The sequence below is a fragment of the Terricaulis silvestris genome (assembly GCF_009792355.1).
Lineage (GTDB): Bacteria > Pseudomonadota > Alphaproteobacteria > Caulobacterales > Aquidulcibacteraceae > Vitreimonas > Vitreimonas silvestris.
In genome coordinates, this window is sequence record NZ_CP047045.1 from 2,508,648 (window position 1) to 2,520,575 (window position 11,928).

At 64.9% G+C, this 11,928-nt stretch carries 9 protein-coding genes; 4 read left to right on the forward strand and 5 right to left on the reverse strand.

Annotated features, from left to right (window positions below; translation table 11 throughout):
- Positions 1 to 6: 6 nt before the first annotated feature.
- Positions 7 to 1,476, forward strand: coding sequence for an L-aspartate oxidase (locus tag DSM104635_RS12890; protein ID WP_158766591.1), 1,470 nt, complete (start codon positions 7 to 9; stop codon positions 1,474 to 1,476).
- Positions 1,415 to 2,302, forward strand: a complete 888-nt coding sequence (nadC, locus tag DSM104635_RS12895; protein WP_158766592.1) for a carboxylating nicotinate-nucleotide diphosphorylase — start codon at positions 1,415 to 1,417, stop codon at positions 2,300 to 2,302. The genes DSM104635_RS12890 and nadC overlap by 62 nt, the downstream gene beginning before the upstream one ends.
- 147 nt (positions 2,303 to 2,449) lie before the next feature.
- Here nadC and DSM104635_RS12900 read toward each other — a convergent pair whose 3' ends face one another.
- On the reverse strand, positions 2,450 to 2,686 hold the full coding sequence (locus DSM104635_RS12900; RefSeq protein ID WP_158766593.1) for a DUF1272 domain-containing protein: 237 nt from the start codon (positions 2,684 to 2,686) through the stop codon (positions 2,450 to 2,452).
- Positions 2,686 to 3,369 (reverse strand): DJ-1/PfpI family protein, encoded by a 684-nt coding sequence (locus DSM104635_RS12905; RefSeq protein WP_158766594.1) that lies wholly within the window; start codon positions 3,367 to 3,369, stop codon positions 2,686 to 2,688. Before DSM104635_RS12905 ends, DSM104635_RS12900 begins: the two co-directional genes overlap by 1 nt.
- A 54-nt stretch (positions 3,370 to 3,423) precedes the next feature.
- Here DSM104635_RS12905 and DSM104635_RS12910 point away from each other — a divergent pair, with 54 nt between their 5' ends.
- Positions 3,424 to 4,389, forward strand: a complete 966-nt coding sequence (locus DSM104635_RS12910) for a GlxA family transcriptional regulator (RefSeq protein WP_158766595.1) — start codon at positions 3,424 to 3,426, stop codon at positions 4,387 to 4,389.
- 30 nt (positions 4,390 to 4,419) lie between these two features.
- Complete coding sequence (locus DSM104635_RS12915; RefSeq protein ID WP_158766596.1) at positions 4,420 to 5,226, forward strand: SDR family oxidoreductase; 807 nt, start codon at positions 4,420 to 4,422, stop codon at positions 5,224 to 5,226.
- Here the strand turns inward: DSM104635_RS12915 and DSM104635_RS12920 are convergent.
- The 3 genes from DSM104635_RS12920 to glyS all read right to left on the reverse strand — a co-directional run bounded on the left by DSM104635_RS12920 (position 5,223) and on the right by glyS (position 11,925).
- Positions 5,223 to 6,185 (reverse strand): cell wall hydrolase, encoded by a 963-nt coding sequence (locus tag DSM104635_RS12920; protein WP_228445683.1) that lies wholly within the window; start codon positions 6,183 to 6,185, stop codon positions 5,223 to 5,225. The two genes, DSM104635_RS12915 and DSM104635_RS12920, sit on opposite strands and share 4 nt — an antisense overlap.
- Before the next feature lie 681 nt (positions 6,186 to 6,866).
- Entirely contained in the window at positions 6,867 to 9,536 is a 2,670-nt protein-coding gene (gene ppdK / locus DSM104635_RS12925; protein ID WP_228445684.1) for a pyruvate, phosphate dikinase, read from the reverse strand.
- A gap of 139 nt (positions 9,537 to 9,675) precedes the next feature.
- Positions 9,676 to 11,925: a glycine--tRNA ligase subunit beta gene (glyS, locus tag DSM104635_RS19930; RefSeq protein ID WP_158766598.1), complete on the reverse strand. Its 2,250-nt coding sequence runs from the start codon at positions 11,923 to 11,925 to the stop codon at positions 9,676 to 9,678.
- Between the last annotated feature and the right edge of the window lie 3 nt (positions 11,926 to 11,928).

An 11,928-nucleotide genomic window follows, 5' to 3' on the forward strand; every position in this document is an offset into this window, starting at 1 on the left:
GGGAACGTGAGCGAGCGCGCCCTCATTGTTGGCGCTGGCCTCGCCGGGCTGTTCCTCGCGCTTAAGCTCGCGCCACGGCGCGTCACGGTGCTGAGCCAGGCGCCGCTGGGCCAAGCTTCCTCCTCCGCATGGGCGCAGGGGGGGCTCGCGGCGGCGCTGGCGCCTGGTGACAATCCGGCGTTGCATGCGGACGACACGGTGAATGCGGGTGCGGGGCTCGTCGATCCGGCGATCGCTGCGCTGATCGCTAACGAAGGCCCTGCCCGCGTGGTCGATCTGGTGGCACTCGGCGTGCCGTTCGATCGCACGCCGGACGGCGCGCTGGCGCAGAGTCTGGAAGCGGCGCACTCGCGTCCGCGCGTGGTGCGTGTGTCGGGCGACCTTGCCGGCAAAGCGATCATGGATGCGCTGATCGCCGCTACGCGCGCGGCGCCACATATCGAGGTGATTGAAAACGCGCGTGCACGTGCGCTGCTGCAAGACGGCAACGGCCGCGTACGCGGTGTGTTGTGCGATGATGGCGCGACGTTCGTTGCTGATGAGACCATCCTCGCCACCGGCGGCGTGGGCGGGCTTTACGCGGTCACCACCAATCCGATCGAAGCGATGGGCCAGGGCTTTGCCATGGCCGCGCGCTCGGGTGCGTTGATTGCTGATGCGGAGTTCGTGCAATTCCACCCGACCGCGATCGACATCGGCCGCGATCCGGCGCCGCTGGCGACCGAGGCGCTGCGCGGCGAAGGCGCGCATATCGTCAACGGCAAGGGCGAAGCGTTCGTCCCCGATCTCGCCGCGCGCGATGTCGTCGCCCGCGCTATCCACATCGAGCGCCAAGCCGGCCGCGGCGCGTTTCTCGATGCACGCGAAGCGGTCGGCTCGAAATTTCCGACGCACTTCCCGACTGTGTTCGCGGCGTGCATGAGCGCGGGCATCGATCCGCGCTTGCAGCCGATCCCGATCGCGCCGGCGGCGCATTATCACATGGGCGGCATCGCCACTGACGTCTGGGGCAGAAGTTCCCTCGCCGGGCTTTCGGCCGTCGGCGAGTGTGCGTCCACCGGCGCGCACGGTGCTAACAGGCTGGCGTCTAACTCATTATTAGAAGCTGTAGTCTTCGCGCACCGAATCGCAGCCAGATTGCGCGATGACGCACCTCAATCTTACCTCGCGCCGCAACCCGCCGCCGCGCCCCCAACCCTACCTGACTCGCCTCGCGCAGAACTTCGCCAGCTTATGGACGCCAACGCGAGCGTCGTCCGCGAACACGCCGGTCTCGCGCATGCGCTCGACCGCGTTGCTGCGCTCTGCGATGCTCATGGACGCGCCAACGCCCTCGTCGCCGCGCACCTCATACTCACCGCCGCGCTCGCCCGCACTGAAAGCCGCGGCGCTCACTTCAGGAGCGACTACCCCAATGGCCTTCCGCCGCAACGCACCTTCATCGCAGGAACGGCTCTCGCTCCCGCCGCTGCCTGATGTCGTGCTCGAACCGATCGTGAAGCTGGCGCTCGCCGAGGATCTCGGCGCGGCGGGTGACGTGACGACGGACGCCATCATCGATCCGAACGCCGACGGCCGCTGGGCCGTGCGTGCGCGCGAGGATGGCGTGGTCGCCGGCCTGGATGTGGCAACTTATGCCGGCTGGATGATCGACCCGGACATTGAGTACGCCGTCGCCGCGCAAGATGGCGCGTTGGTGAAAGCTGGCGACGTGATCCTGGAGATCGAAGGCGCCGCGCGTTCGGTGCTGATGGCTGAACGCACAATGCTGAACTTCATCGGCCGCCTCTCCGGCATCGCGACGCTGACGCACATGTACGTCGAGGCCGTCAACGGCATGGGTGTGATTATCGCGTCGACGCGGAAGACGACGCCAGGCCTGCGTGCGCTGGAGAAGCGCGCGGTGCGGTTGGGCGGCGGTGGGGCGCATCGTTATGGCTTGAACGACGCGATGCTGATTAAGGACAACCACATTGCGGCCGCTGGCGGCGTGGCGCAGGCAATGGAGAAGGCCCTGAAGCACGCGGCGCATCTCACCGCGATTGAGATTGAGGTGGATACGCTGGATCAGCTGAAGCAAGCGCTGCCGTTTGCGCCAAGTGCGATCCTGCTGGACAATTTTTCGCTGACGGATTTGCGCGCCGCGGTGAAGCTGGCGAAGGGGCAGACGCTGCTGGAGGCGTCCGGTGGGATTACGATCGAGAACGTGTTCGCCGTGGCGGAGACCGGCGTGGACGTGATCAGCGTTGGTGCGCTGACACATTCGGCGCCGAGCTTGGATATTGGGTTGGACGTGCTCTAGCTCCCCGCTTCCCGGCCGAAGGCCCCGCGCAAGCGGGGCGAAGAGCCGGGATCCATCGTTGCGGCACGCGCGATCAGCGGCGCGCCTGAACGATCCTTGGATCCCGGATCACACCCCGGCTTTCGCCGGGGATGCGTCCGGGAAGCGTTAAGCGCACGGCTCCTTCCGCGTCACGCGCTCCGTGCTCGCCGGATACTTCACCAGGTTCGCCGAGGGCCGGATCGGCCGCGGCTGAAAGTTTCCGCCGCAGTTTGGGCAGACGCCCTTCAGCACGCCTTCCGCGCACGATGGGCAGAACGTGCACTCGAAGGTGCAAATGTGCGCGTCGGCGTCCGGCGGTAGATCCTTGTCGCAGCATTCGCAGTTGGGCCTTAGCGCCAGCATCAAGCAGCTCCTTTCAGACCTTCGATCGCTTTGCGGCGTTGCTCGGCGAAGCCCGCGAACACTTGCTTCACGGCGGCGACAGTCTTCTCTTCGGCCACCTCAGGCCTACCGCAATTAAACGGCGGCGCGGGCGCGTATTCGATCGCTAGTTGGATCATCTTGGCGACGTCGTCACCCGCAAGATCGGCAACGATGGTGAGCGCGATATCGATCCCGGCCGTCACACCGCCGCCGGTGATGACATTGCCATCGCGCACCACGCGCGCGTCATCGGGGATCGCGCCGAAGTTTGTCAGCAGTTCACGGTAGGCCCAGTGGCTGCCGGCGCGCTTGCCTTTGATGAGTCCCGCCGCGCCGAGAATGAGGGAGCCGGTGCAGACCGACGTGATGTACTGCGCGCTTTCGCCGAGGCGCTTCACTTGCGCCATGAAATCGGGATCGAGCATGGCGTCGGTTTGGCCGGGTCCGCCGGGGATCATGATCAGGTCGGCCCGGTCGATGTCGCTGAGCTTGGCGAGGTTGGTGAAGGTGAGGCCGAGCTCCGTCGGCAGCGTGCCGCCATCCTTCGACGCGATGATCGTCTCGGCGCCGGGCACGCGCGCGAGCACTTCATACGGGCCGGTGAAGTCGAGCTGCGTAATGCGCGGATAGAGGATGAAGACGATGCGGAAAGGCTTGGGCATGGGGCGCACTCCGGTTTGACAGCGCCAGCTTAGTGGGTGCAGGCTTTGGCGGAAATGTCAAAGACCCCTCGTTTTCCGCCAAGGCCGCGCACGGTGTTGTTCGTGCTGTTTCCGGGCTTCCAAATCCTGGACGTCGCCGGGCCGCTGTCGGCGTTCGAAATTGCCGCGCAGTTTGCGCCGAAGGCGTATCGGCTGAAGCTCGCGGCGGCGAAGGCCGGCATGACGCCGTCCTCCTCCGGCGTCGCAATGCAGACAGAGCCACTGAAGGGGCAAAGCAACATCGATACGCTCGTCATCTCCGGCGGCGGCGGCACGCGCGACGCGCTAAGCGATGCGACGCTCATCGCTTCGCTCAAGCGTATGGCGCCGCGTGTGCGCCGCGTCACCAGCGTCTGTTCCGGCGCTTTCATCCTGGCGCAAGCTGGCTTGCTCGACGGCAAAAGCGCGACAACGCATTGGCGGCGCGCGCCGCAGCTGGCGAGCATGTTTCCCAATGTCAGCGTCGATCCCGATTGTATCTACGTTCGCGACGGCGACGTCTGGACCTCCGCTGGCGTCAGCGCCGGGATCGATCTGGCGCTTGCTTTGATCGCGGACGATCTCGGCGCGGATGTCGCGTCGAACGTTGCACGCGAGATGGTAGTGTACGCCAAGCGCCCTGGCGGCCAAGCGCAGCACTCCGCCCTGCTCGATCTCGATGCGCCACGCTTTGCCAAATTGAACGCTTGGATGCGCGATCATTTGAGCGACGATCTCTCCGTCGAACGCCTGGCGCGCAAAGCAGCGATGAGCGAGCGCAACTTCGCCCGCGCCTATGCGGCTGAAACCGGCGTCACGCCAGCGAAGGCGGTCGAACGCATGCGCGCGGAAGCGGCGCGCACGGCGTTGGCGCGCGGCGGCGGCATTCAGGACATCTCGCGCAAAACTGGGTTCGGCGATCCCGAACGTATGCGCCGCGCGTTCGTGCGCCTCTACGGCGCCCCGCCCGCCGCCATGCGCCGGACGCTGCGCCAAGCTTGACGAAAGCGCTGTTACGGCCGACGAAACGCCATGGCTGAACAGCAGAAAACGATCTTCATCACCGGCGCCGGTTCCGGCATCGGACGCGCAACCGCGAAGCTGTTCTCCGAGCGCGGCTGGTTCGTTGGTCTGTCCGACGTGAACCAACAGTGTCTGGAAGAAACAGCCGCGATGCTGCCGGACGGCCAGCGCATCTCAATGACGTTCGACGTGCGCGATCGCGCGGGATGGGCGCGCGCTGTCGAGACCTTCGGCCAAGCCACCAATCGGCGCATGCATGTGCTGTTCAATAATGCCGGCGTTGGCAAAGGCGGATGGCTTGAGGAGATGTCGCCGGAAGACATCGATCTCGTGCTCGATGTGAATCTGAAAGGCGTGATCAATGGCGCCACTGCTGCGCTGCCGTTGCTGCGCGAAACGCCGGGCGCGCGCATCGTCAACACCGCTTCGGTTGCGGGCGTGTTTGGCGCACCGAAGCTTGCTGTTTATTGCGCGACGAAATTCGGCGTGCGCGGACTCACTGAGGCGCTCGATATTGAATACTCGCGCTACGGCGTGCGCGTGGTGAGTTTGATGCCGTGGTTCGTCGACACCGCGATCCTCGATGGCCACCAATCGGGCCAAGAAGGAACGAACCGGCGCATGCGCGATCAGCTGATTGAGAACAAGACGCCGATCTATCCCGTCAGCATGGCGGCCGAGCGCGCGTGGGACGCAGCGCACGGAAACGAGATCCACTACATGGTCGGCAAGGAAGCGGAGCGCGCGCGGTTTGCGGCGCGGTTCTTCCCGAACGCGATGCGCAAGCAGATCAAAGCAATGATGGGCGACGATTAGGTCGCGACTTCGCCTTCAGCGACCGGCGGTTCAGTCGACACCGGCGTATCCGTCGCAGTGGCGGCTTCGGTCGCTTCCGGATCCGCAACGACTTCTTCCACCGTTTCCAGCGCGGCCGCGTCGGCTTGCGGGATCAGCTCTTCAGTGTGGCGAGCGTGACCGCCTGAGCCACGACGACGCGCCAGCGCTTCTTGGTAGTAGGCGCGCTCAGAGCGGTTCGGGAAGCGATAGAACAGGTGGACGCCGATCTGCGTGGTTTCGACCAGGCCGGAGTTCCAGACCGGGTTCACGCCAGTCGTGTGATAGTGGGTGGCGCCCTGTGTCATCGGCCGGGCGTAGCCCAGCATGACGGCGGTCGCGACGCGCTGAGCGCGGTCCCAGGCGCGGCCACGTGGGCGCTGACCTAGCGAGCCGTCACAGGTGAAGGTGAATTGGCAGCCGGTCGACCGGTGCGAGCCCTGATAGACGACGCCGCAGATCGAGGCCGGGTAGTGGCCTGAGCGGGCGCGGTTCATGATCACTTCGGCGACGGCGGTCTGGCCCTGTTGGGTCTCGCCGCGGGCTTCGTAGTAGATCGCCTGCGCTAGACAGTTTTGCTGGCGGGCATCGATCTGCGTCTCGGCTGGTGCGACTTGGTCCACCGAAGCGCTCGGGCCGCGCAGCACCGCCTGCAGCATCATGGCGCGGGCGTCGGGGTTCTCGAACATCGGCGCCGTGCCGCGGGCGCGTAAACCATCAGAGGTGCGGAACGCGGTCAGCTGAACGTCGGCGGTCGGCTCGGCGATCTGCTGTGCGAGCTCCGCGCGGAAAGCCGTCGACGTGGCGGCCCATTCGGCGCCGTCACGCTGCTCGGCGGCGCGGTGCGAAATCACGGGCATCGCAACCGCAGCGGCTGCAAGACACATGATCGTCGCTGCGCCCTGGCGCACGGCCAGTGGGTTCCGTTCGATCTCAACCATTACTTGGGTCCGAATCTCGCCCGCAAGATAAGTCAGTCGACGCCAGAACAACGTTAAATGCATTAAGCCCCGCTTAAGAGCGTGCAGATTTGGGACAGATGAGCCCCAATTATCTTGCAGCAACCGCAGTCGTTTCGATCCACGAACAACCTGACGTGGACCTTGGGCGGGATACAGGCCCGACGCCTGGGGGGCGATTGACTTTTTGTTCATAGTCTCGATTTCGCCGTGTCCTGGCTGAATTCCATTGCCAGGCGCGGCGCCTCGGCCACAGGCGGAAAGCCCAATCGGGGCAAACCTTTGCGAGGAACGGGCCAGTTCACCTAACAGGCGAGAAAGGGTGCGGCGGGGGGCCGCGCCGGTCGCAGCCTGTTGCCGTAACGGCGCCTCGGCCTGCGGAGAGGCCTGGCAGACGGCGCGGAGCCGGACTTGGCGGTCGATGAGGTGGTTAAGGCGGGCGCGGCGCGCAGCGCTCCGGGCAGCCGCTTGGGACGGCTCTAAGTCTTCAGCGAACGCCACGGCGCATCCCTTGGTCGACCAGCTGGCGCTCCGTTCCCCTACCAGCCGCATGCCTCGCGGGCGTCTGACGCACCCTTCGAGCGAACGGACGAGGCGGTAAGAGCCGACGCTAGGCTTTAGTTCCGGCGGGAACCCGAATTGTGTAATCGGGGAACCGGGCGGTTAGCCGCGCTTGGCGAGCGCCGCTTGGGCTGCGGCGAGACGCGCGATCGGGACGCGGAAGGGCGAGCACGAGACGTAGTCGAGCCCGACGCTTTCGCAGAACGTGACCGAGGCCGGGTCGCCGCCGTGCTCGCCGCAGATGCCGAGCTTGAGATCGCCGCGCGTTTTGCGGCCGCGCTCGCTGGCGATTTTGATCATCTCGCCCACGCCTTCGACGTCGATGGTCACGAACGGGTCGCGCTCCAGCATGCCCTTGTCGACGTACGCGCCGAGGAATTTGCCGGCGTCGTCGCGCGAGAGGCCCATCGTGGTTTGGGTGAGATCGTTGGTGCCGAACGAGAAGAAGTCGGCGCTGCCTGCGATGTCGCCGGCCATCAATGCCGCGCGCGGCAGTTCGATCATGGTGCCGACGAGGTACTCGATTCTGCGCCCACGCTTAGCGAACACTTCGGCGGCGATCGCGTCGACGCGCGCGCGCAGGGTTTCGAGTTCTTTCCGCGTGATCACGAACGGGATCATGATTTCCGGGATCGGCGCGTCACCCGTTTCAGCGACATCGCACGCCGCTTCGAACACGGCGCGCGCCTGCATGTCGTAGATTTCCGGATATACGATCGCGAGCCGGCAGCCGCGGAATCCGAGCATCGGATTGCTCTCAGCCAATTCCTTGGCGCGCGCGAGCAACGCTTTCGCGTCGAGACCAGTCGCCTTGGCCACGTCTTCGCAATCTTCTTCGGTGTGCGGCAAGAACTCATGCAAAGGCGGATCGAGGAAACGGATCGTCACCGGCCGCGCGCCCATAGCTTGGAAGATTTCGAGGAAGTCCTTGCGCTGGTGCGGGAAGAGCTTGTCGAGCGCTGCGACGCGCGCGGCCGGCTTCTCGGCCAAGATCATCTCGCGCACGGCGGCGATGCGCTCGGCGTCGAAGAACATATGCTCGGTGCGGCAGAGGCCGATGCCCTCGGCGCCGAACTTTACGGCGGTGGCGGCGTCCGCCGGCGTTTCGGCGTTGGCGCGCACCTTCATGCGGCGCGCTTTGTCGGCCCATTCCATCAGCGTGCCGAAATCGCCTGTGAGTTCGGGCTGCACCATGTCGGCGGCGCCAAACAACACTTCGCCGGAAGAGCCGTCGACGGTGATGGTCTCGCCTTTCTTGATGACGCGGCCCGCGGCGCGAAATTCGCCGAGCTTCATGTCGATGCGAATATCGCCCGCGCCGGAGACGCACGGCCGGCCCATGCCGCGCGCGACAACGGCAGCGTGGCTGGTCATGCCGCCGCGCGCGGTGACGATGGCTTGCGAGGCGTGCATGCCGTGAATGTCTTCGGGGCTGGTCTCTTCGCGGACCAAGATGACTTTCTGCCGGTCGGCCGCGAGGCGTTCGGCTTCATCTGAATCGAACACAACGATGCCGACGGCGGCGCCTGGTGAAGCCGGCAAGCCTTTGCAGATAATGTCGCGCTTGTAGCCGGCGCCGATGGTCGGGTGCAGCAGCTGATCGAGCGCTGCGGCATCGACGCGCAGCACGGCTTCGTCCTGCGTGATGAGCTTTTCGGCCGCCATGTCGACGGCGATCTTCAGCGCGGCTTTCGCAGTGCGTTTGCCGTTGCGCGTTTGCAGCATGTAGAGCTTGCCGCGTTCGACGGTGAACTCGAGGTCCTGCATGTCGCGATAGTGCGACTCCAGCTTCTGGTAGACGGCGACGAGTTCCGCGAACACGTGCGGCATCGCTTCTTCGAGCGACTCCCCGCCCTCTTTCATCTCGAGGCGTGACGCTTTGGTCAGCGCCTTTGGCGTGCGGATGCCGGCGACGACGTCCTCGCCTTGTGCGTTGATGAGGAATTCGCCGTAGAACTTCTTCGCGCCCGTGCTCGGATCGCGCGTGAAGGCGACGCCGGTGGCGGACGTATCGCCCATATTGCCGAACACCATGGCCTGCACGCTGACGGCGGTGCCCCAGCTTTCAGGGATGTTGTTGTGCTTACGGTAGAAGATCGCGCGATCGTTCATCCAGCTTGCGAACACGGCGCCGACGGCGCCCCAAAGCTGTTCTTTCGGATCGCTCGGGAACGGCTTGCCGAGTTCGCGCTGCACGGCGCGTTTGTATTCGGAGACGACCTGCTTCCAGTCATCCGCCGTGAGTTCGACGTCGGACTTGTAGTCGTTGGTGTCCTTATGCGTGCCGAGGATTTCCTCGAACACGCCGTGCTCCAGTTCGAGCACGACGTCCGAGTACATTTGGATGAAGCGGCGATAGCTATCGTAGGCAAAGCGCGCATCGCCTGAGAGCTTGGCCAGGCCTTCGACGGTGTCGTCGTTCAGCCCGAGGTTCAGCACCGTATCCATCATGCCAGGCATCGACGCGCGCGAACCGGAGCGCACGGAGACCAGTAGCGGATTGGAGGCGTCGCCGAATTTCTTGCCGGCCTTCTTCTCAAGCGCCGCGAGCGCAGCATCGACTTGTCCGCTCAGGTCAGCGGGATAGTTGCGGTTGTTCTCGTAGAACTCGGTGCAGACTTCGGTGGTGATGGTGAAGCCTGGCGGCACCGGCAGATCGAGCTTCGCCATCTCGGCCAAGTTCGCGCCCTTACCGCCGAGCAGCGTCTTCATCGACGCATCGCCCGCGCTCTCGCCGCCGCCGAACCCGTAAACCCATTGCTTGGTCGCCATTCCGCATCCTCTTTGCTCCCCCGTGCACGGGGGAGCTGTCAGCACGCGAAGCGTGATGACTGAGGGGGCGGTGCGCCCGGCTGACGGACTTTCCCCCTCCGCTCGCTTCGCTCGCACCTCCCCCGCAAGCGGGTGAGGATTAGCCCTCGATCTTCGAGAAATCCGCCACGGCGGACAGCGCTTCGCGTAACCGAGAGAGCAGCAAAAGTCTATTGCGGCGCAACATGGCGTCGTCGGCGTTGACGAGGACCTTGTCGAAGAAGGCATCGACCGGCGCGCGAAGCTGGCTGAGCGCCTTCATCGCCGCGGCGAACTCTTCTTTCTCAACCGCCACGCGCGCGGCGGGGAGCGCCTTTTCCAGCGCATCATAAAGCGCCTGCTCTGCCGGTTCTTTGAGCAACTTGGCGTCGAGACCGGCGGCGAGATCGGCGTCGCTGAGGCCTTTGCCCTTCTTCTCTTCCGCCGCGAGAATGTTCGCCGCGCGCTTGTAGCCCGCGAGCAAGTTCGCGCCGTCTTCGGTTTTCAGGAACGCGTCGAGCGCTTCGACGCGCGCGACGATGCGGACGAGATCGTCGTCGACTTCTTTCGTCACGGGATTTGGCGCGAACACCGCGTCGACGAGATCGTGGCGCTTGCCTTGCTCGCGCAGCTGAACTTTGAGGCGATCGGCTAGGAAGGCGACCAACGATCCGAACAGCTCGCTGGCGCGCTCACGATTCTCCTCCACAAACTTCTTCGCGGCTTCGAGCGACAAATCCCGTGCAGCTCTTTCTCGCAACGCGTCGGCGGCCTCGGCGTCCCCTCCCTGCTGCAACTCTTCGGCGAGCTTCCTGCGCTCGCGAGCGGCATGAAACTCTGCGAGCGGCATAACTTTGGCAAACGCAGTTGAGAGAACCTCACCAAACTTGGGCCGCACTCCATTCTCCAGCAGAATGCGAACGACGCCAAGCGCAGCACGTCGAAGGGCGTACGGATCGCTCGATCCCGTAGGCCTTTCATCGATTGCCCAAAAGCCTGACAACGTATCCAGTTTGTCCGCCAATGCGAGCGTCACAGCGACTTTGTCGCGCGGCACGCGGTCATTCGGCCCAAGCGGGCGGTAGTGATCCTCGATCGCGGCGGCGACGCTGTCGTGCGTGCCTTTCGTCAGCACAGAGAGCTGACGCCCCACCTGCCCTTGCAGTTCGGGGAATTCGCCGACGGTCTCCGTCACCAGATCCATTTTGCAGAGATAGGCCGCGTCCTGCACCAGCTTCGGATCGGCGCCGGTGACGGCACAGAGTTCCTGCGCCAACGTTTTCACGCGCTCGACCTTGTCCCACACGCTGCCGAGCTTTTGGTGGAAGACGATCTTCTTCAGCTTGTCGCGGCGCTCATCGGTGAAGAGCGGCGTTGCGGTGTCGACCTTCCAGAAGAATTGCGCATCGCTCAAGCGCGCCGAGAGCACGCGCGCGTTGCCGGCGGCGATGGCCTTGCCGCCGTCCTTGGCTTCGACGTTCGCCACCGTGATGAAGTGCGGCGCTAGACGCCCCGTCTTCGGATCGCGCACGGCGAAATATTTCTGGTGCGTGCGCATCGAGAGCCGGATCACTTCGCCGGGCAGATTGAGGAACGACGGGTCCATGTCGCCGAGCAGCGTCACCGGCCACTCGACCAGCCCCGCCACTTCTTCCAGCAGGCCGATGTCGTCGACCAGTTCGAGTTTTCTGTCGGCGCAGAGCTTCTTCGCCTGCTCCAGGATGATGCGCTTGCGCTCTTCGCGCTCGATCAGCACTTTCGCGCCGCGCAGCTTCGACACGTGGCTCGCCGCGTCGCGCACTTCGATCGGCTCCGGCGCATGGAAGCGGTGGCCCCACGTCACCAGCTCGCTGCCCACGCCTTCGACCGCGATCTTCACGGGCTTACCATCGAACACGCAGAGAATGTTGTGCAGCGGGCGCACCCACTGCAGATCGCTAGATTGCGAGCGCATCGATTTCGGCCATGGAAACGCGCGGATGATCTCCGGGATGATCTCCTGCGCGATGGCGCTGGTCTCGCGCCCAGCGCGTTCGATGCGCGCGACGTAGAAATCGCCTTTCTTGTCGGCGACGATTTGCGCCTGATCGATCGAGCTGAGGCCGGCGCTCTTCAGGAAGCCCTGCACCGCCTCGTCCGGCGCGCCGACGCGCGGGCCTTTCTTTTCTTCGCTCATGTCCGCTGCCTTAGCCGGCAGATCGTCGATCACCGCGCCGATGCGGCGCGGCGACGAGAACGTGTTGATCACCTTCGGCTCGAGGCCGTGGGCTTTGAGCTTTTCGCCCAGCGCGCGCGCCAGATCCTCCTCGGCGCGCTTTTGCATGCGCGCCGGAATTTCTTCGCTGAAGAGTTCGATGAGGAGCTGGGGCATGCG